A 20,209-nucleotide genomic window follows, 5' to 3' on the forward strand; every position below is an offset into this window, starting at 1 on the left:
AAAGTCCCCGCGCCTAATTTTTCTGCGCGAGGGATTGCTCATGTTCGACTCCTTTTCTCCAGCAACTCCGTACTTCTCGGTACGTTGATGGAGCACGTTACCCGCATCGAGGAGGAACTCGACAGCTTCCCGCACACCCTCTCGCTCTACCGCGAACAGCTCAATCACTGGCTCAACCGAGCCGCCGACCAGGCCAGCCACGTGGCGGATCTGCCGTCGCTGATGGGCATGGAGCGGATCATCACATTCGGAGGCTCCAACACCGTTGTCAGCAGCGGTGACGACGAGTTTATCTCCACCGTCGTCCAGTGCCCGAAAGGCGGAAAGCTCGAAATCGAGAGCAAGTTCGAATCGGTTTATGACATTCCCGTGGGGAATATTCAGGTCGATGTGATCGCGATGGATGGCGGTAAGTCGACGCCGGTCACGCTCGATAAAAACGGCAAGGGAGCATTCCGAGGGGAAGAGGGCAAGTTCTACCGTGTTCACGTTCATAACGAAGTGAAGCCGGAGCAAGTTGAAGATCTTTTCTCTTCCTACGATGGCCTGACGAAGGAGCTCGAAAGCTGGCTGCGTGATGAATGGCAGACATTCAAGCCGAAGTGGTCGCAATCGTCTTCGGTTGCTGTAGGCAATGGAATGCTCGCGGGAGGTTGGGCGGCAGTTGAAGGTGTATGGGACGGCATCAGCCTGCTGTCGGACATCCTCAAGGATCCCGGCCGGTTCGCTAAGCGGTTGGGCAGCGGTGCCGATCAGTTGCGCGAGCTGGCGGAAAAATCACCGCAGGTGATGCAAAAAATCCAGCTGTTGGCCAGTGACGAAGCGGCCCTGTGTTTGCTGCTGCGCACGGCCAGTCTGTGGCTGGAAATGCTGCCGCCCAGCGAGATCGCCGGTAAAACCGCTGAAGCAGTCTCGGCGGGCGTGGTGCAATTGCTGATCGACATTCTGATCGGGATTGTCCTGACGTTTGCCGGGGCGGGTGCCGGGATCGCCTATCTGAGCATGCGCCTGGTCAACTACGGCGCTCGAATCATTAATGCCGTGGTGCGCTTTATCAAAGCGATTTTCACGATCATCGACAGCTTCATGGAATACGTCGACCACTACAAGAAAGTCGCTGCACGCGGTGTGGCAGCGGGCCTGAAAAAAGGTCGGATGCAACTGCGCTGGGATGCCCAACGCAACACCACGCTCAAGCCAAACGAACACCACGACGACGCGTCGAAACAGGCCACCAACCCCAACGGCGACAGCGCCGACTCCGCCGATAAAACCGCCACCAACAAATGCCCGGTGTCGATGGTCACCGGCGAAGAACTGCTGACACTCACCGACGGTGCGCTGGACGGCATTCTACCGTTCGACTTCACCCGGCTCTATCGCACCAGCGCCGTCGAGATCGACTGCGGGCTGGGCTTCGGCTGGAGTCACTCACTCGCCCATCGACTGGAAATCGATGGCGACACCGTCATCTGGATCGACCACGAAAACCGTCGCACCCCGTTTCCATTACCGAACCGCGAACGCGGCGATCCACAACAGCCTCTCTCGCGCCGCGATTTATTTCGGCAATGAGCCCGAGGAACTGATCCTCGCCCAGACCGGCGACGATACGCGTTTTTACCACTTTCATCACGGTCGGCTGACGGCGATCAGCGACGCCTACGACAACCGCCTGCGCATCACCCGCGACCGACAGGATCGCATCCAGCGCCTCGACAACGGTGCTGGCCGCGCCTTGTTGTTGCGCTACGACCGCGCGCATCTGATCGCCGTCGACTACCAGGTGTTTGTCCCGGTGCAGACCCTCGCCGAGGCCTGGCGCACCGAGCAGACGCTGGTCAGTTATCTCTACGACGAACGCGATCAGCTGATCGAAGCGAGCAACGCCGCCGGCGAAAGCGAGCGTTACGACTACGACGACCGGCACGTGATCCTGCAGCGGCAACTGGCCGGTGGCGCGAGTTTCTTCTGGGAGTGGGAACGGTCTGGCAAGGGGGCACGATGCGTGCGGCACTGGGCGTCGTTTGCGCAGATGGATGCGTGCTATGTCTGGGACGACCAGGGCAGCGTCACGGTTCATAACGTCGATGGCAGCCAAGAGGTTTACCTGCATGACGACCGCGCCCGGCTGGTACGCAAGGTCGAGCTGAACGGTGGTGAACAGCTCAAGGCTTACGACGCCAACGGCCGCTTGGTGGCCGAGCAGGATCCGCTCGGCGCCATCACCGAATACCGTTACGACGAAGTCGGGCGGTTGGTGGCGCTGATTCCGCCAGAAGACGAGCCGACGGCCTACGAGTACCGTAACGGTTTCCTGCATGCACGCTATCGCGGCAAAGCGGTGTGGACCTATCGGCGCAATGCGCAGGGGGATGTCACCGAAGCCACCGATCCCGACGGCCAAATCACCCATTACCACTACGACGCTCAGGGGCGTTTGCTGTCGATCCGCTACCCGGACACCAGCCGCCATGTGTTCGTCTGGAATGCCTTGGGGCAGTTGCTTGAGGAAACGCTGCCGGATGGTGGGCAGCGAAAGTTTTCCTACGACGCGCTGGGTCGGCAGATCACCCGTCAGGACGAACACGGTGCGGTCACCCGGTACCAATGGGATGCCATCGGCCGACTGCTCCAGACGACGTTGCCTACCGGCGCCAGCCGCGCCTTCAGCTACAACGCCTACGGCCAGATCACCGCCGAACGAGATGAATTCGGCCGCATCACCCGCTACGAATATTCCGACGATCTGCACCTGGTCAGCCGCCGGATCAATCCTGATGGCACGCAACTGCGTTATCTCTACGACAACGCGCAGCTATTGCTGACGGAAATCGAAAACGAATCCGGCGAACACTATCGGCTGGACTACACGCCCAACGGCCTGATCCGACAGGAAACCGGCTTCGACGGCCGCCGCACCGCCTACGCCTATGACCTCAATGGGCACCTGCTGGAGAAAACCGAGTTTGGTGATGACGGCTCGCAGTTGATCACCGGCTATCAGCGGGACTCGGCCGGACGTCTGTTGGTCAAGACCCTGTCCGATGGCGTCGAGGTCAAGTACTGCTACGACCACCTCGGTCGACTAATCAGTGTCGACGACGGCCACGACCATCCGCTGGAATTCGAATACGACGCCCAGGACAGGCTGATCACCGAACACCAAGGCTGGGGCACATTGCGTTATCGCTACGACGCATGTGGTCGACTCAACCACCTGCGCCTGCCGGACAACAGCAAACTCGATTACCACCACGCCAAGGGCGGCACGCTGACGGCCATTGACCTCAACGGCACACGCCTCACCACTCACCAGTTTGCCTTCGGTCGCGAACAAAACCGCCAACAGGGTCTGCTGCTCAGCGAATACGCCTACGACGATCAGGGCCGTTTGAAGGCCCACGCCGTCAGCCAACAGCAAAAAAGCCTGTACCGCCGCGACTACGCCTACAGCCTCAACGGCAATCTCGACCAGATCGCCGACACCCGCCACGGCCAGCGCAGCTACCAGTATGACTTGCTCGACCGCCTGACCCGCGTCCGGTACACCCGCGACGACCCAGCGGAAAGCTTCGCCCACGACCCAGCCGGCAACCTGCTGATGCAGGACCGCCCCGGCGTTGCGACCGTCAAAGGCAATCGCCTATTGATGCAGGGCGACCGTCACTACGACTACGATGCCTTCGGCAACCTGATCCGCGAACGCCGCGGCACCGCACAGAAACTGGTCACCGAATACCGCTACGACTGCCAGCACCGACTGATCGGCGTCACCACCCCGGACGGTCGTTGTTCCAGTTACCGCTACGACGCCTTCGGCCGCCGCATTGCCAAAATCGTTGACGGTAAAACCACCGAGTTCTTCTGGCAGGGCGACAACCTCGTCGCTGAAAGCAGCAAGGAGCATTACCGCAGCTACGTCTATGAGCCCGGCAGCTTCCGCCCGCTGGCCATGCTCGACGGCAAAGGCCCGCGCAAAGCCTGCCCGTTTTACTACCAACTCGACCACCTCGGCACGCCGCAGGAACTGACCGATTTTGGTGGCGAGATCGTGTGGTCAGCGAAGTACAACGCCTACGGCAAGGTCACGCATTTGGCGTTCGGCGGGGGCGAGCAGCTTGAGCAACCGCTACGTTTTCAAGGGCAGTACTTCGATGCCGAGAGTGGCCTGCATTACAACCGGCATCGGTACTATGATCCGGAGATTGGACGGTACCTGACGCCTGATCCGATCAAGTTGGCCGGCGGGCTGAATCAGTATCAGTACACGCCGAATCCGACGGGATGGGTTGATCCGTTGGGGTTGAGCGGAAATTGTCCACCGCCGAATAAGCCTGGGTGTGCGGCGTCGGATGATACGACTGGCGCTAAGGTTGATGAGGGTGAGCCGCAGCTGCCGAAAATGACGGCTGAGCAGCGGCGGGCGAGGATTGATGAGTTGGCTGAGGCGAATGCCAAGGGTCGGGTCATGGCGATGGAGGATAAATACGACATGCACACTGTTAAAAAGCACAGTTCAGAAATACCTGATGCTGCACTAAAGCAGAGGGCTATAAATGGAGCACACCCTGAAACGGGAAGAGTTCCAGTACCACCAAGAGGAAATTTAAGCTCCCAGTTCGCAAACTGGAGAGTTCATTTTAATGCGTTGAACAAAGCTATGACGAGGGAAAGGCTCGGGCTGGACCCATATACAGGTTGGGATCACAATAATGACCCAGTTGTAAGGATGGAGTTGCCTGGTGCGGGTCGCGGTTATCGACCGAACAAAAAAGACAAACAAAATCCCACGCTGAATGATGATTTAAATTGGTTTGAGGTTAAGTTCGATCAGGATAAGGTAGCTTGGCGTATACAGGTTTTCCCTCGGAGAGAAAGTGATGTTGAAAGATCCCTTTATGAATGAGGATTTTGAACCGAACCTGATGTGGTTTATTGGGGTGTTTAATGTCTATGATCGTGAGGAGACTCGTGGGGAAGAACTCGTAGCCTTTGATCCTGATAATCAGGTTGATAGAGATGTTCTGATCATTAGGTACAGTTTGAAACTTGGATGCTTGTCTTATCGGCATAAGTTTGTGTTGTTTGAGTTTTTGGCCGAAAAGCTAAAAGATCGCAACTATGACTTTCAAGTTTTGTTCAATATAGACGATGTGTATGACTCAAGTTGGCCGCGAACTGAATGGTATGCGCTGAAAGACCCTCGTGGTTTTTTTGAGGATATATATAGATTGGCGAGCGGAGAGTGGAAAGACGATCTTCATAAGGCCAGCCTTGAAGATCAGTCCACATGGTGAAGTCCGTTAATTTCGTGTCTGACGGATTTTATGACCGCTTCGCGCTCAATCGCGGGCAAGCCTCGCTCCAACAGGACGGCGGTGATCCGTAGGAGCGAGGCTTGCCCGCGATGGCGGTCTCATAGGCCGCGAAATTTCTGGACAAGCTCGTCGGAAGTTTCCTTCAACTCGTAGCGGTTTTCATGAACTGGTGTGAAATGTGTTCCAACGATAGCCTCTGGTGGTCACTGAAAATTCAGTGGCAGGGTGTAGGAACCCTTCAAGACTAGAGAGGACGCTTCGGCGTCGACACCTGAATTGCGGCCATCAACGTGTGTCCGTAAGATCAGTTGCGGCGGCTGTGCGCGGGCACGCTTCGGTGTGGTCGAGTTCTCTGGTCTCGATATTCCTACCCCGCGTATAGCTGCCACCCAAGCCTGTAGGAAGGCCGATGGTAGCTCCACTTCTACCAGAGGTTTAAAAATGAAAAGTCTTCATCCCGATCCACCCTACGAAGAACCAATTCCACACCCCAATAACCGCTTCATGGCCCTCACCGGCAACTGCAACGACATGCCCACGCTGTTCGTCGATACTCACGCGCCGCTCGATGTTTTGTATGACGCTGCCAGCTATCGAATTCGCGCCGTCACTCAGGTGCTTGAGAACCTGTCCATGCGCGGCTCAGTCGAGTGCGATTCGATGATTCTCAGCGACTTTGCCTTGCTCTGCGCCATTCCATTGCGGGATGGGTGTGATGTGCTGGATGTGATTGGGCGGCGGTTGAGGGCACGGCCTTCGGGCGATGCCTAGTGACGGATTAGTCCTGGGAATTTGCGGTGCCTGAGCCGGCCTTTTCGCGGGCAAGCCTCGCTCCTACAGGTTTTGTGTCGTGTGTAATTATTGCGAACGACGCAAGACCCTTTAGGAGAACCAGGCTTGCCGCTTCGCGACCCAACAGGGGCAAGCCTCAATGAGCATCAGTACTCGGCGCGGCCGGTGGTTGCACCTTGCGCATCAAGGGCACCATCGCCGTGGCGAGGATGAAGCAGACCATGATCATCAGGAACGCGTCGCCATAGGTTTGCGTCTGCGCTTCGCGGTAGGTCAGTAGCCACAACTGACGCAGGCTGGCGGTGACGCCGATGTCACCGCTCTGGCCGAGGGCGGCAAAATTATTGCCGACCTGGGACAGCCACTGATTCAGCGCTTCGTTGGTGCTATTGAGGTTCTCCGCCAACCGGGTGAAGTGCAGGTTGGTGCGGTCGTTGAGGATGGTCGCGCACGCGGCGATACCCATCGCGCCGCCAAGGTTGCGCATCAGGTTGAACAATCCTGAAGCATGTTTGAGTCGCGCGGGCGCCAGTCCGCCGAGGGTCAGGGTCACCGCGGGCGGTATCGCCAGTTGTTGAGCGATCCCGCGCAAGGCTTGCGGCAACATCAATTCTTTGGCCCCCCAGTCGTGGGTGATCGGGCTGAAATCCCACATCGATAAGGCGAACAGCCCAAGGCCGATCATCATGACCCAGCGCAGGTCGATGCGGTTCGCCGGGTTACCGCGACAACAAGGTCGGGTTCAAGGCTGGGCATACTGGTCATGGTAAGTACCTGTGAGAAATGATGCTTTATACGCAGGTAATATGATGCAGGTAATATGTGTTGCAATGGGTTTTTGCTACCAGTCGTCTGGTGCCCCCCGAACCTTTCGAATCATAAAATCCGTGGCGAGGGGCTTGTCGGAACGCCGCATCGCCCCGTTCGGCTGCGTAGCAATCGTCAATCTGGTGAAGCCACAGAGGAATGATTTGCCGGCCTTAATAGGAAGCATTACTATTCACGCCTCCTCCCCACAGCACACCGCGATGACCCCCAAGCTGCCCCGCAGACACGGCTTTTTCGAGCATTACGAAGAGTTGATCGGCACCTGGACCCGTCGCCTGAGAAATCGTCAGCAGGCCGAGGACCTGGCCCACGACACCTTCGTGCGGGTGCTTGAGTCCGATTCGGCGGCGGTGCAACAACCTCGGGCGTATTTGCACCAGACCGCGCGCAACATTGCGGTGGACGGTTATCGGCGTGAGGATCGGCGCAGTGCCATGGAATCCGAGGCGGTCGATCACAGTGTGTCGTCGTCCGGCGACCCGGAGCATTTCATGCACGCGATCCAGTTGGCGGATTCCATCGAACGGGCGCTCACCGAGTTACCGGTCAACTGTCGCAAGGTGTTCGTCTGGCAGAAGATCGAAGGCCTGACCCAGGCCGAAATCGCTGAGCGCCTGGGGCTGTCCAAGAACATGGTGGAAAAGTATATGATCCGCACCCTGCGACATCTGCGTGATCGCCTGGACGGGTTACAACCATGATTCGCCGCGTCTTTTCATCTGCAGCCAAAAGGGACTTTCCATGATGGACACTGGGGATTGTGCGTGCGGGCAAACAATTGTTCGCGACGACGCGGCGCGGTGGTTTGTGCGTTTGCGGGAACCTGTCGTCAACGCCGAAGACCGGCGAGGCTTCGAGATCTGGCTGGACGAACACCCTCAGCATCGCGACGAATATCAAATGCTCCAGAGCCTGTGGGTGGCGGCCGATCTGCTGCCGGCCAAGCGTTTGCAAGCCATATGTGAAACCCCGACGGCGCGCCGCACACGTCATCCGCTGGTGCGTTATGCAGTGGCCGCCAGTGTGTTGGTGGTGGCGCTCGGCTTGGGGTTGTTCAGTGGCTTGAACCATCCGGCGACCTACACGGCTGAATATTCCACGGCCCTTGGCGAACGTCGTCATGTGGCATTGCCGGACGGTTCGGTGATCGATCTGAACAGCCGCAGCCGGGTGCAGGTGCGCTATGAAAAGAATCGTCGCGGCATCGAGTTGACGCAAGGCGAGGCGATGTTCAGCGTCGAGCACGACAGCAGCCGACCGTTCGTGGTCGAGGCGGGCAGCGGCAAGGTCACGGTTACCGGCACCCGTTTCGACGTGCGTCGCGACAGCACCGAAACCCGCGTCGTAGTCGAGCAGGGCACGGTCAAGGTTCAAGGTAACGGCGCCGATTTCGTCAGCCTTACCGCCGGCCTCGGCACTCGCGTCGATGCTCTGGGGAAGGTGGCCGCCGCTTATGCGGTCAATCCTGCAGAACTGACCGCGTGGCGCAGCGGCAAACTGGTGTTCAACAACGCCAGCCTCAGCGAAGTGGCCGAAGAAGTGTCACGTTATCGGGAAAAGCCGCTGAAGGTCGGCAGTGCCAAAGTGGGCGATCTGCGCCTGACCAGCGTGTTCAAATCCGACAACACCGATGCGCTGCTCAAGGCCCTGCCGGGCATTCTGCCGGTGGCCATCCGCACCCTGGATGACGGCAGTCAGGAAATAATTGCCCGATAGATTCAGGTTTTTTTCGAGTTCTTCGTCTTCTTGTCCAACTGCAACTGGTTTGCATTAACAGCCGCACACTCTTGCGATCCACAGGACAACGTTCGACGTGAAAAAAACCACCGCTAAAAATAACAAATCATCCTGGTTGCCCCTCGCTCTCGCCTTGGCGGTCAGCTCGGCGCTGCCCCAGGCGTTCGCTGCCGATGCCATTCATATTCAGGCGCAACCGCTGGGGCAGGCCTTGAGTCAGTTGGGTCAGCAAACCTCGCTGCAGGTTTTTTTCAGCCCTGAACTGGTGGCCGGCAAACAGGCTCCGGCAGTCGACGGCAATCTTTCACCGGAACAAGCCTTGCGCCAATTGCTGCAAGGCAGCGGTCTGGAATATCAGATCGATGAAGGCTCGGTGACCCTGATGCCAGCCCCGACTTCCGCCGCCAACGGTCCGCTGGAGTTGGGCGTGACCGACATCAAAGTGGTCGGCGATTGGCTCGGTGATGCCAATGCCGCCGTGGTGCAAAACCATCCCGGCGCGCGCACGGTGATTCGTCGTGAAGCCATGGTCGAGCAGGGCGCCATGAACGTCGGGGACGTGTTGAAGCGTGTACCCGGCGTGCAAGTGCAGGACGCCAACGGCACCGGCGGCAGCGATATTTCCCTGAACGTCGGCGTACGTGGCCTGACCTCGCGCCTGTCGCCACGCTCCACCGTGTTGATCGACGGCGTGCCGGCAGCCTTCGCGCCATATGGTCAACCGCAGTTGTCCATGGCACCGATTTCCTCCGGCAACCTCGACAGCATCGACGTGGTGCGTGGCGCCGGTTCCGTGCGTTATGGGCCGCAGAACGTCGGTGGTGTGATCAACTTCGTCACCCGCGCGATCCCGGAGAAAGCCACCGGTGAAATCGGCACCACTCTGGAAACCACCCAGCGCGGTGGCTGGAAACACATCGACACCGCGTTTCTCGGTGGCACCGCCGATAACGGCATGGGCGTGGCGCTGTTGTATTCCGGCGTGAACGGCGATGGTTATCGCAAAAGCAACAACAGCAATGACATCGACGACGTGATCCTCAAGACCCATTGGGCACCGACCGATCAGGATGATTTCAGCCTCAATTTCCATTACTACGACGCCAGCGCCGACATGCCCGGCGGCCTGACGCAGAAGCAGTACGACGCCGACCCGTTCCAGTCCGACCGCGACCATGACAACTTCAGCGGCCGCCGCAAGGACGTGTCTTTCAAGTGGATTCGGCAGATCGACGACCGCACCCAGGCCGAAGTGCTGACCTACTATTCCGACAGCTTCCGTGGCAGCACCATCGCCGCTCGCGACCAGAAAACCCTCAGTTCCTATCCGCGCACTTACTACACCTTTGGCATCGAACCGCGGGTGTCCCATGTCTTCGACCTGGGCCCGACCACTCAGGAAGCCAGCGTCGGTTATCGCTACCTGAAAGAGGGCATGCATGAAGAGGCGAGCCGTCTGGCGCTGGTGAACAATCAGCCGGTAGTCACCAAAACCTCCGATGGTCATGTGTTCCAGGATCGCACCGGCGGCACCGAAGCCCATGCCGTTTACATCGATGACAAGATCGACGTCGGCAACTGGACCGTGACACCCGGCATCCGTTTTGAAAGCATCAGCACCGAATGGCACGACCGACCGGTGCTCGACACCGCCGGCAAACCTGTGCAGGAAAAACGCCGCAGCATCGACAGCAACGAACCGCTGCCGGCGCTGAGCGTGATGTATCACATGTCCGAGGCCTGGAAGCTGTTCGCCAACTACGAAACCTCGTTTGGCAGCCTGCAATATTTCCAGCTCGGTCAGGGTGGTTCGGGTGATAACACCGCCAACGGCCTGAACCCGGAAAAGGCCAAGACCTACGAAATCGGCACGCGCTACAACGATGACGTGTGGGGCGGGGAAGTGACGCTGTTCTACATCGACTTCGATAAAGAACTGCAATACATCAGCAACGATGTGGGCTGGACCAATCTCGGCGCGACCACGCACCAAGGCCTTGAAGCCTCCGTGCACTACGACATGGCGGCGCTGGACCCACGCCTCGACGGCCTGACCGCCAACGCCGGTTTCACCTACACTCGCGCGGTTTATGAAGGCGAGATTCCAGGCTTCAAGGGCCGTGATCTACCGTTCTACTCGCGTCAGGTGGCGACCGCCGGCCTGCGTTACGACATCAACCACTGGACCTACAACCTCGATGCCTTTGCCCAGTCCAAACAGCGCTCGCCGGGCACCGCGGTGAACGCTGATGGCAGTTTCAGCGGCAACTACATCACCGAAGGCAGCGCGGACGGCCAGTACGGCGACATCCCGGGTTACGTCACCTGGAACGTGCGTGGCGGTTATGACTTCGGCTCGCAACTGTCGAACCTGAAAGTCGGCGCGGGGGTGAAGAACATTTTCGACAAGCAATACTTCACCCGCTCCAGCGACAACAACTCGGGGATGTACGTCGGCGCACCGCGTACGTTCTTTGTGCAGGCCAGCGTCGGGTTCTGATAGACCGAGGTGGATTCATTCGCGGGCAAGCCTCGCTCCCACATGATCTTTGGCATACACAAACGCTGTGTTCACTGAAGATCTCTTGTAGGAGCGAGGCTTGCCCGCGAAGACGGACATCCAGCCGATAAAGCCGTCGCCTGACACAACGCTTTCGCGAGCAAGCCCGCTCCCACAGGTTTCGCACCTTAACTGACTGGCATTGGGGCTTGCCCGCGATGCTTTTAAACCTTCAACACTTTCCCACCAATCGCCACGGCCACCAGCAACACCGCCATCAACCCAAAGGCAAAACTCAAGCTGCTGCCATGAGCGATAAAGCCGATCACTGCAGGCCCGGCGAGAATCCCTGCATAACCCAGGGTGGTAATGGCCGGCACGGCAATGCTTTCCGGCATGACGGTCTGTTTGCCCACGGCGGTATAGAGCACCGGCACAATGTTCGAACAGCCAGCCCCCAGCAGCGCATAACCCACCAGTGCCGCTTCCCAGCTCGGTGCGAATGTCGCCAGCGCCAGGCCCGCCGCAGCCGTCGATCCACCCAACACAATCACTCGTGTCGCACCGAGGCGCCGGACAATGGCATCGCCGGTCAAACGCCCGACGGTCATGGTCAGCGCAAACGCTGCATAACCCAGCCCCGCATACGCCGTGTCGATCCCGCGCTCCTGCGCCAGGAATACCGCGCTCCAGTCGAGCGCCGCGCCCTCGGCGAGGAACACGATGAAACACATCCCACCGATAAACAGCACAATGCCATGGGGCACGGCAAACGCCGGGCCGGAACTTTCACTGCCATAAGGCAACAGATGCGGCGCCGCTTTAAGCAACGCCACAATCAACATCACAATCACCACCAACATCGCCCCCAGCGGCGACATCCCCAAGCCGAGCAGGGCGCTGACACCCGCCGCGCCGACGATTCCGCCAAGACTGAACAGCCCATGAAACCCCGACATCATGGTCTTGCCGCTGGCCCGCTCGACGATCACCGCTTGCAGGTTCACCGTCGAATCCACCGTGCCCAGGCCCGCGCCGAACATGAACAATGCGGCGATCAGCGCCGGAATCGAAGACACCGTCGCCAGCAGCGGCAGTGCCGCACAAATCAACAAAGTCCCGCCGCTCAACACCCGACGGCAGCCAAAACGCGTCGCCAGAATCCCGGCCATCGGCATCGCCAGAATCGAACCCACCCCCAGACACAGCAGCAACAGCCCGAGGGTTCCTTCATCCAGCCCGGCCCGCGCCTTGGCGTAAGGCACCAGCGGCGCCCAGGCTGCGATGCCGAACCCGGCGATGAAAAAGGCGATGCGTGTGGACATCTGTTCCAGACGGCCGGGGATGAAGGTGGCTTGGGTATTGAGATTGGTCATATCGATCCTTGGCAAACAACGTCGCGTTCCCAAGGGACAGTGAACAACCGCAAAGGGTTCGCTCATCACGTCCAGTGGAATAGCAGTCAGGCAGGGTGACATCCTTGCACAGCCAGCCACTGTTTCGCGATATCGTCGACGCATCAATTGTTCATAGAGAGAGGGCGCCATGACGCGGATGTACGATGCTCGAGGGAATATCTACGCGGTCGTGGCGCCGGACAACGTGCGCAGTAGCGGTATCGAACTGCCTGCGCTGGCCAGCCATGCCGCGCAAACCCGTGAAGCCTGGGCGTTGTCGGCCATCGAGGCGTTTTGCGCCTGGGCCCCCGGTACACAACCGCCCGGCAGCAAGGCGCATCGCTGCGATGGGCTGCTGGTGGGGCCGTTTCAATCCTCGCCGCCTTTTGATCTGCTGATCGTCAACACCGATGGCACTCTGGCCGAGCGCAGTGGCAATGGGCTGACGATTTTTTCCCAGGCCCTTGGCGAGCAAGGACTAATGCCGACGGAAGAGGCCTGTCTGCTGCGGGTTCATCACGACAAGAACGATGCGGTTTCGCCGGTGGAGACTTCAGTCAAACCCGCTGAAATCGATGGCATGCAAGGGTTCTGGCTGGATTTGGGACAGCCATCGTTCGGGCCTGAAGCGGTGGGGGCTCAAGGCGTTGAACCCGTGACGTTGAAGGAACGCGAAGTCAGTCATGTGCGGCCGTTGTCGGTGCTCGACCCTGCCTGGAACCGCAGCCAGTTCGTGCGTATCGGCAATCCGCATTGCGTGACGTTGGTGACAGACGCCGATGCATTGCCGAGTAACGCGCAGATGCGCGAGTCCGCGATGGCCGAAGGATTGACCCGTATCGCCTATGCCATGCCGATCGGTGCAGGGCAGCCGTGTGTGGCTGGGGTGAACCTGCAATGGGCGACTTTTGAATCCGAGGGCCGAATCGTTGCGCGGGTGTTCGAGCGCGGCGAAGGGCCGACCGCCTCGTCGGGCACCAGCGCCAGTGCGGTGGCGTGTGCGGCGTGGCGAGTGGGTTGGGTGGCGGCGGGTGAGGTGAAGGTGGTCATGCCTGGCGGCACGGCGCCGATTTTGCTGGAAGAATTGGATGGCGAGTTGAGTCGGGTCCGGTTGTTTGGTACGGCGCGGTTGATGGGTTGAATTCAAGGTCGCCATCGCGGGCAAGCCCGCTCCCACAGGTTCTCCATTGTTTGCAAATTTTGCATTCAACACAGATCCCTGTAGGAGCGAGGCTTGCCCGCGAAGAGGCCCGTCTGCTCAGCGACGTTCTAAAGCTGATCCGCCCATTCCACCACCGGCATCTGCCGCTTCATCAACACCTTGCCCCCGCGAACCGAATACAGCGGCAACCCCTGGCTACGAATCACCTCATAATCGCTGTCCGCCGACAGAATCAGCAGGTTCGCCGGCCTCCCCTGTTCCAGACCATAACGATCGCCCAGGTTCATGGCCTTGGCACTGTTGTCGGTCACCAGATCCAGCGCACTTTGCAGATTGCGATAACCGAGCATGTGGCAGATGTGCAACCCAGCCTCGAGTACCCGCAAAATGTTGCCGTTACCCAGCGGATACCACGGATCGACGATCGAATCCTGACCGAAACACACGTTCATCCCCGCTTCGAGCAGCTCATTCACCCGGGTCACGCCACGGCGTTTCGGGAAGTTATCGAAGCGTCCTTGCAGGTGAATGCTTTCGGTAGGGCAGGAGACAAAGCTGATCCCCGAATGCCCGAGCAATCGAAAGAGCTTGGCGCAGTAGGCGTTGTCGTACGAACCCATGGCCGTGGTGTGGCTGGCGGTAACGCGCGAACCCATGTCGCGGCTGCGGGCCTCTTCGGCCAGTACTTCAAGGAAACGTGAGTGCGGGTCGTCGGTTTCGTCGCAATGCACGTCCACCAGACAATCGGTGCGCTCGGCCAGGTCCATGAGGAACTTCACCGAACTGACGCCCTGATCCCGGGTGTACTCGAAATGCGGAATGCCCCCGACCACATCGGCGCCCAGGCGGATCGCTTCTTCCATCAGCTCCCGACCATTACGGTACGACTCGATGCCTTCCTGAGGGAACGCGACGATTTGCAGGTCGATCAGATGACGGCTTTCCTCGCGGACTTCGAGCATCGCCTTGAGCGCCGTTAACTCCGGGTCAGTGACGTCGACATGGGTGCGCACGTGCTGAATGCCGTGGGCGGCGAGGGTCTGGATGGTCTTCTTGGCACGGGTCTTGGTGTCTTCCTGGGTGATGGTCGCCTTGCGCTCGCCCCAGCACTCGATGCCTTCGAACAGCGTGCCGCTCATGTTCCAGCGCGGTTCGCCGGCGGTCAGGGTGGCATCGAGGTGAATGTGCGGCTCGACGAAGGGCGGCACCACCAGATTGCCACCGGCGTCCAGGTCATCCGGCCCCAGGGACGGGGCTTCGGTTTGCCGGGCGATGCTGTGAATCAGGCCGTTTTCCAGGTGCAACTCATGCAGGCCTTCTTGGTTGCGCAGGCGGGCGTTGATGATGTGCATCAGGCGAATCCTTTTAGAGATCTTGTAGTGGTGCGTCGGCGGTACGGGCACCCAGTACCCCGGTCAATAGCACATACGTTAGCGCGGCTACGGCAATTCCTACCAGCGGCGCGACCCACGGCGAGCTGAAGGCGGCGACTGTGCCGAGCGCATAAGCGCTTAGCCCCGGCCAATTGAACGCGGGCAACCGTGTGTCGGCCAGGCGTGGGTAGCGGCCCCGATAGCGAAAGAAAAAGTCCGCCATGATCACCCCGCCAATCGGCGGAATGACCGTGCCCAGCAGAATCAGATAAGGCACCAGCATGTCATACATGCCCAGCAGCGCCAGTAGCGTGCCGATCACCGCGCCGGCCAGGGTCACGGTTCTGCGCCGGCCCGTGCGCAGCAGGTTGCAACCGGCGACAGCGAAGTTGTAGATGGTGTTGTCCTGGGTGCTCCAAATGTTGAGCAGCAACATCGCCATTGCGGCCATGGCGAAGCCTTGCAACAGCAGCACTTCGACCACGTCCGGTTGCTGATAGACGATGGCGCCGTAGGCTCCGATCAACACCATCAGACCGTTGCCGACGAAGAAGCCGATCAGGCTCGCCAGCACCGCCACCCGCGCCGAACGGGAGAAGCGTGTCCAGTTGGTTGCTTGCGTCGCACCGCTGACGAACGTGCCGAACACCAGCGTAATGGCGGTCGACCAATCCAGCGTTCCTGTCGGAACCACCGCGAGCAAGCCCTCGAGCCCGCCGACCTTCACCGTGGCGACCCACATCGACAGCATCAACAGTAACATCATGGCCGGCACCGCGATATACGACAAAATCTCCAACCCGCGATAGCCGATGTATGCCGTCGCGCAAAAGCCTAGGCCGAACAGCACCATCAGCCCCAGAACGGTGCCGTCGCTCAGTTCGAAATATTTACCGAGTACGACGGCGGCGGTCGCGGTGCCCCAGGCGTACCAGCCGATCTGGGTGAAACCGAGGATCAAGTCGCTGAGTTTGCTGCCCACTTCACCGAAGCAGAAACGTCCCATCAGCACGGAGTTGAGGCCGCTCTTGAAGGCGATGTAGCCCAGCCCAGCAGCGTAGATCCCCAGCAGCAGATTACCGACAATGATCACCGCCAGCATCTCGCCGAAACTGAACGCCACACCGAGCTTGCCGCCGGCAAACATGGTCGCGGTGAAGAAGGTAAAACCCAGTAGCACCATGGCGGTGGAGGCGAGTCCCTTGCGGGCATGCATCGGGACTTCGCTGAGGGGGTAATCGTTGCCCGAATCGTTCTGCGTCATGTGGCGTTCCTTGCTGGATGGAGGACGCGGGGGGTATTGCAGTGCTCGTGCCAATGGCGCGAGGGTGTTGTTATTTATAGACGAGCAGGCGGATTTGGTCCGCAGAGAGGCACGAAAGCGGTGCACCTGAAGGAACACAGCACCCATGTGGGAGCGAGCCTGCTCGCGATAGCGGTGGCATATTCACTACTAAGGTGACTGTCAGACCGCTATCGCGAGCAGGCTCGCTCCCACATTTTGATTCGGTGTTTTCAGGGGGATTCGTGTTGCGGCAAAAACCGCAGTATCGCCGCCACGATTGCCTCCGGCGCATCTTCCTGAACCAGATGCCCGGCTTTGGGGATGACGTGAAACTGCGACCCCGCCATCATCTGATGCAGCGCCCGGCCGCGCTCGATGGGAATCCACTGATCGTCCTCCCCCCAGAGAATCTGCACCGGGCAGCGAACCGTCGGGTATAGCCCTTCGACCTCGCGGGTATAACGTTCATCCATCTGCGCGATCTGCCGATAGAGCGCCGCTTGCCCCGGCTCCCCGAGCCACGGCCGCACATAAGGCGCCAGCTCATGATCGGGAATCTCGCGCTTGATCGCGCCACGAATATAGGCCGGCACTATCGCCTGCTGAATGTAATCGGGCAGCCCACTGAATGCGGCTTCATACTGACGCACATGTTGCACGAACGGTGACCCCCAAGGCGATAGCGCCACCGGATCGATCAGCGTCAGGCTCCGGTAATCCTTGCCATTGAGCAGATGCGCGCGCAACGCGGTGGCGCCGCCGAAATCGTGGGCCACCACGTCTGGCCGTTCCAGGCCCCAGTGCTCCAGCAATTGCGCCAACAGTTGGTTTTGTACGCCCAGCGACACATCGCCGTCCGGCTGTGTGGATTGCCCGTAACCCAGCAGATCGAAGTAGTGCACCCGGTGCGTGGTGATGAAGTGCGGCGCGATCCGGTGCCACACATAAGAGGAGAAGGGCGTGCCATGCACGAACACCAGCGGCGGACCGTCGCCACGCACGGCGTAGCGCACGGAGTGCCCGTTGAAGCGATAGGTCTGAGCGAGCGGCCAGTCAGCCATGGATACATCCTCTTGGCGTGTGCGAGCCAAAAAGCATAGGCATAAAAAAACAGCCGTTGAAGGCTGTTTTTATATTCACTGACGAAACGCATTTTTTGTATGGTTGGGCTTGTGTGGGAGTCGGGCTTGCCCGCGATGCAGGCGGCTCGGTTTAACGTCGAACCGGGTTGATGCCATCGCAGGCAAGCCAGCTCCCACAGGGATTTATGTTGTGCTTGGGGTCGGTTTACTCACCGCGATAGATGCAGCCGCTGGTGCAGGTCTCGTGGATACGAATCGCGCTGAGTTCCGGCAGCAGGGGCTTCAATTCATTCCAGATCCACTTGGCCAGCACTTCGCTGGTCGGGTTTTCCAGGCCGGGAATGTCGTTCAGGTAGTTGTGGTCCAGGCGCTCGTAGAGCGGCTTGAAGATCGCCTTGATTTCCGAGAAGTCGCGGATCCACCCGGTGTGCGGATCGAGATCACCGCTCAGGTGAATCGCCACTTTGAACGAGTGACCGTGCAGGCGTCCGCACTTGTGGCCGTCCGGCACGTGGGGCAGGCGGTGGGCGGATTCGAAGGTAAATTCTTTGAAGATTTCCACAGTCATGTTCAGCTCTGTTCAGATGGCGTTCGCCGCAGCGATTCGGGCAGGTGGCGAGTTTACCAGAGCTCTGGGCAAAACACTGACTAAAGGGTCAGCAAGCGCTCGCCGAGGCGACCGTTGGCGGTCAGTTCGAGGAATTCGTCACCCAGCCTGCGGCTTTCATCCATCGTCGCGCGCCAGTATTTCTGCCGGCTCGGGGCGTCGCCCATGAAGCGCTTGAAATCGTTACGGTCTGGCAATTTGCCGTAGGGCAGGCGCGACAGGTATTCCTTCGATGGCGCCAGCAACAGAACATCCTGCAATCGCGCCGGGCAGGCACGGCGCCACGGCAGCGTCTTGTCGAACCAGCCGGGGATCACTCGATCAGTGAAGTGCGGATACAGCACGATGTCGTTGCCGCTGTAGGGCAGGTCGAGGTGATAGTCCAGCAGACCGCCATCGCGAAACGTCCCGATGCCGGCACCCGGCAGATCGCGCACACCTTGCATCACCATCGGGATCGAACCCGAGGCGAGCAGGGCCTGGCGCAGGTTGCCGGCATCCAGCGCAACGAAGCGCGACGGAAAGTCATTCAGCGTGTTGACCGGTGGCGCCAAACGCGGGTCGTGGATGATCAGCCGCTCGAAATGCCGCGACAGCCGCGCGCGCCCGCGCAGGTTGTCGGCGATCACCGACGACAGGCCCAGCCCCAGCCGACCGCGATGATCGTCCGCCAGCAGGCCGTGGCTTTTGACCACCATGACGTTCAGTCGATAGTGGGCGTTGTCCAGAATCGACGCATCACGGCCGTCGAGCAAATCATCGAGCATGCGCCGGGAGCTCTGGCTGATCTGCGCCATGGTCACGCCTTTGGCGAAATTCTGCTCTGTGTACAAGTGACCGAGGCGGCGGAGCCCTTCAACAGCATCCGGCAAACAGGCGCTGGCGAACCGCCAGGAACCCACCGAGGCGCCAATCAGCGAACGCTCCCGGGGCGCCGCCGGCAGCCATTCGCCGAACAGCGCCAGATCCAGCCCTTGAATTCCCAACGCTTTCGGGCCACCGGCGGCGCCCGGCAGTGTGCCCACGTCAGCGGCGCTCAAGCCATTTGCACGGATGCGCGCCAAGGCACGCGGGCCGGCCTTGAGGGTCAGGGAAGGGAACTTGATGTGGATCGCGGTCATAACCGGTCTCGATGTTTGGCAGACGGGGGGATTATAAGCGCGTGTCAGACAGCGCAACGCACAATCTGTAGGAGCCAGCGGTGCGGCGATCCGACTTGCCGGCGAAGGCGTCCTCGAAATCGCCTTCGCCGGCAAGCCTCAATGCCTGTCAGTTAAGCGAAATTTCTGTAGGAGCGAGGCTTGCCCGCGAAGAATGCACCACGGTTTTTCAGGTATTACGCGTCATCGTTCTTCGCGGGCAAGCCTCGCTCCTACAGAGGTTTATATGGGTCAGTAATATCGCATTGCAATCATTGATGATGGCAATTCAGTTTCAGTTAAGTTCGAATCGCTAAGGTTGCTCTCATAGCAACACATAAAAAAACGGAGACACCCATGAAAATACTGACTGCCCTGTTCACCGCCTCCATCATCGCCATGACCGCCAGCATCGCCCACGCTTGCGACCTGGGCCCCGACGAAGCCCTGAGACTGCGCGACGCTGGTACCATTGTGTCCTTCGAGAAGCTCAACGCCACGGCATTGGCCAAACACCCCGGCGCCAAAATCAGCGGAACCGAGCTCAAAGAAGAGTACGGCAAGTACATCTACCAATTGGAACTGCGCGACCCGCAGGGCCTTGAGTGGGACCTGGAACTGGATGCTGTCAGCGGGCAGGTTCTCAAGGATCATCAGGATACGTAATGAAGGTGTTTTGTTTAAATCGACGCACCAGCAGTCGAATGGCGCTGGCGCTCCTGGCTTTTTGCTCGGTGGTCATGGCCCGCGACCTCGATCAGGACGAGGCTCTGCGCCTGCGCCAACAGGGCGTGATCCTGCCGCTGGAGCAGCTTTTGCAGCAAGCGCTGGACCTCTATCCCGGGGCCAAATTGCTGGAAGCCGAGCTCGAAGAAAAACACGATGTCTACGTTTATGAAGTCGAGCTGCTGACCACTGAGGGCGTGGTGCGCGAGTTGGATCTCGACGCCACCACCGGCCAATTACTGAAAGACAAGGAAGATTGA

At 59.6% G+C, this 20,209-nt stretch carries 14 protein-coding genes and 2 pseudogenes; 9 read left to right on the forward strand and 7 right to left on the reverse strand.

Going from position 1 to position 20,209, the window contains the following annotated elements; translation table 11 throughout:
* Positions 1–87 precede the first annotated feature (87 nt).
* From NHU87_RS00260 to NHU87_RS00270, 3 genes and pseudogenes are all read left to right on the forward strand, one after another.
* A pseudogene (locus tag NHU87_RS00260) lies at positions 88–4,909 on the forward strand (RHS repeat-associated core domain-containing protein).
* Positions 4,884–5,300 (forward strand): hypothetical protein, encoded by a 417-nt coding sequence (locus NHU87_RS00265; RefSeq protein WP_253544740.1) that lies wholly within the window; start codon positions 4,884–4,886, stop codon positions 5,298–5,300. The pseudogene NHU87_RS00260 and the gene NHU87_RS00265 overlap by 26 nt, the downstream one beginning before the upstream one ends.
* 462 nt (positions 5,301–5,762) lie before the next feature.
* Complete coding sequence (locus tag NHU87_RS00270; protein ID WP_253544741.1) at positions 5,763–6,092, forward strand: hypothetical protein; 330 nt, start codon at positions 5,763–5,765, stop codon at positions 6,090–6,092.
* A 157-nt stretch (positions 6,093–6,249) separates the two neighbouring features.
* Here NHU87_RS00270 and NHU87_RS00275 read toward each other — a convergent pair.
* Positions 6,250–6,828, reverse strand: a pseudogene (locus NHU87_RS00275) (DHA2 family efflux MFS transporter permease subunit); the annotation flags it as partial.
* 313 nt (positions 6,829–7,141) lie between these two features.
* On the opposite strand from NHU87_RS00275, the gene NHU87_RS00280 reads away from it, so the two are divergent.
* From NHU87_RS00280 to NHU87_RS00290, 3 genes are all read left to right on the forward strand, one after another.
* A complete protein-coding gene (locus tag NHU87_RS00280; protein WP_253544742.1) occupies positions 7,142–7,642 on the forward strand; it encodes a sigma-70 family RNA polymerase sigma factor in 501 nt (166 codons plus the stop codon).
* Between the two features lie 40 nt (positions 7,643–7,682).
* Complete coding sequence (locus NHU87_RS00285; protein WP_253544743.1) at positions 7,683–8,657, forward strand: FecR family protein; 975 nt, start codon at positions 7,683–7,685, stop codon at positions 8,655–8,657.
* Between the two features lie 97 nt (positions 8,658–8,754).
* Positions 8,755–11,178 carry a TonB-dependent siderophore receptor gene (locus NHU87_RS00290; protein WP_253544744.1) on the forward strand — a complete coding sequence of 808 codons (2,424 nt, stop codon included), beginning with the start codon at positions 8,755–8,757 and terminating at the stop codon, positions 11,176–11,178.
* A 224-nt stretch (positions 11,179–11,402) separates the two neighbouring features.
* Here NHU87_RS00290 and NHU87_RS00295 read toward each other — a convergent pair whose 3' ends face one another.
* Positions 11,403–12,554, reverse strand: a complete 1,152-nt coding sequence (locus NHU87_RS00295; RefSeq protein WP_253544745.1) for an MFS transporter — start codon at positions 12,552–12,554, stop codon at positions 11,403–11,405.
* A gap of 169 nt (positions 12,555–12,723) precedes the next feature.
* Here NHU87_RS00295 and NHU87_RS00300 point away from each other — a divergent pair, with 169 nt between their 5' ends.
* Entirely contained in the window at positions 12,724–13,716 is a 993-nt protein-coding gene (locus tag NHU87_RS00300) for a diaminopimelate epimerase (protein WP_253544746.1), read from the forward strand.
* A gap of 128 nt (positions 13,717–13,844) precedes the next feature.
* Here the strand turns inward: NHU87_RS00300 and codA are convergent, their stop codons facing one another.
* The 5 genes from codA to NHU87_RS00325 all read right to left on the reverse strand — a co-directional run bounded on the left by codA (position 13,845) and on the right by NHU87_RS00325 (position 19,205).
* Positions 13,845–15,089 carry a cytosine deaminase gene (codA, locus tag NHU87_RS00305; protein WP_253544747.1) on the reverse strand — a complete coding sequence of 415 codons (1,245 nt, stop codon included), beginning with the start codon at positions 15,087–15,089 and terminating at the stop codon, positions 13,845–13,847.
* Between the two features lie 13 nt (positions 15,090–15,102).
* Entirely contained in the window at positions 15,103–16,374 is a 1,272-nt protein-coding gene (codB, locus tag NHU87_RS00310) for a cytosine permease (RefSeq protein WP_253544748.1), read from the reverse strand.
* A gap of 251 nt (positions 16,375–16,625) precedes the next feature.
* Complete coding sequence (locus NHU87_RS00315; protein WP_253544749.1) at positions 16,626–17,456, reverse strand: alpha/beta fold hydrolase; 831 nt, start codon at positions 17,454–17,456, stop codon at positions 16,626–16,628.
* A gap of 226 nt (positions 17,457–17,682) precedes the next feature.
* Entirely contained in the window at positions 17,683–18,039 is a 357-nt protein-coding gene (gene queD, locus NHU87_RS00320) for a 6-carboxytetrahydropterin synthase QueD (RefSeq protein ID WP_003173033.1), read from the reverse strand.
* A gap of 86 nt (positions 18,040–18,125) precedes the next feature.
* Positions 18,126–19,205 carry a patatin-like phospholipase family protein gene (locus NHU87_RS00325; RefSeq protein ID WP_253544750.1) on the reverse strand — a complete coding sequence of 360 codons (1,080 nt, stop codon included), beginning with the start codon at positions 19,203–19,205 and terminating at the stop codon, positions 18,126–18,128.
* Positions 19,206–19,580: 375 nt separating this feature from the next.
* On the opposite strand from NHU87_RS00325, the gene NHU87_RS00330 reads away from it, so the two are divergent.
* Together NHU87_RS00330 and NHU87_RS00335 are read left to right on the forward strand one after the other, a co-directional pair.
* Entirely contained in the window at positions 19,581–19,889 is a 309-nt protein-coding gene (locus NHU87_RS00330) for a PepSY domain-containing protein (RefSeq protein WP_253544751.1), read from the forward strand.
* A complete protein-coding gene (locus NHU87_RS00335; protein ID WP_253544752.1) occupies positions 19,889–20,209 on the forward strand; it encodes a PepSY domain-containing protein in 321 nt (106 codons plus the stop codon). The genes NHU87_RS00330 and NHU87_RS00335 overlap by 1 nt, the downstream gene beginning before the upstream one ends.

The sequence above is a fragment of the Pseudomonas mandelii genome (genome assembly GCF_024138395.1).
Lineage (GTDB): Bacteria > Pseudomonadota > Gammaproteobacteria > Pseudomonadales > Pseudomonadaceae > Aquipseudomonas > Aquipseudomonas mandelii_E.

What these genes read in the sequence shown, in the direction of transcription:
- NHU87_RS00265 (WP_253544740.1), top strand. Translation starts at nt 4,884, where the DNA reads ATGTTGAAAGATCCCTTTATGAATGAGGATTTTGAACCGAACCTGATG.
- NHU87_RS00270 (WP_253544741.1), top strand. Translation starts at nt 5,763, where the DNA reads ATGAAAAGTCTTCATCCCGATCCACCCTACGAAGAACCAATTCCACAC.
- NHU87_RS00280 (WP_253544742.1), top strand. Translation starts at nt 7,142, where the DNA reads ATGACCCCCAAGCTGCCCCGCAGACACGGCTTTTTCGAGCATTACGAA.
- NHU87_RS00285 (WP_253544743.1), top strand. Translation starts at nt 7,683, where the DNA reads ATGATGGACACTGGGGATTGTGCGTGCGGGCAAACAATTGTTCGCGAC.
- NHU87_RS00295 (WP_253544745.1), bottom strand. Translation starts at nt 12,554, where the DNA reads ATGACCAATCTCAATACCCAAGCCACCTTCATCCCCGGCCGTCTGGAA.
- NHU87_RS00300 (WP_253544746.1), top strand. Translation starts at nt 12,724, where the DNA reads ATGACGCGGATGTACGATGCTCGAGGGAATATCTACGCGGTCGTGGCG.
- codA (WP_253544747.1), bottom strand. Translation starts at nt 15,089, where the DNA reads ATGCACATCATCAACGCCCGCCTGCGCAACCAAGAAGGCCTGCATGAG.
- codB (WP_253544748.1), bottom strand. Translation starts at nt 16,374, where the DNA reads ATGACGCAGAACGATTCGGGCAACGATTACCCCCTCAGCGAAGTCCCG.
- NHU87_RS00315 (WP_253544749.1), bottom strand. Translation starts at nt 17,456, where the DNA reads ATGGCTGACTGGCCGCTCGCTCAGACCTATCGCTTCAACGGGCACTCC.
- NHU87_RS00325 (WP_253544750.1), bottom strand. Translation starts at nt 19,205, where the DNA reads ATGACCGCGATCCACATCAAGTTCCCTTCCCTGACCCTCAAGGCCGGC.
- NHU87_RS00330 (WP_253544751.1), top strand. Translation starts at nt 19,581, where the DNA reads ATGAAAATACTGACTGCCCTGTTCACCGCCTCCATCATCGCCATGACC.
- NHU87_RS00335 (WP_253544752.1), top strand. Translation starts at nt 19,889, where the DNA reads ATGAAGGTGTTTTGTTTAAATCGACGCACCAGCAGTCGAATGGCGCTG.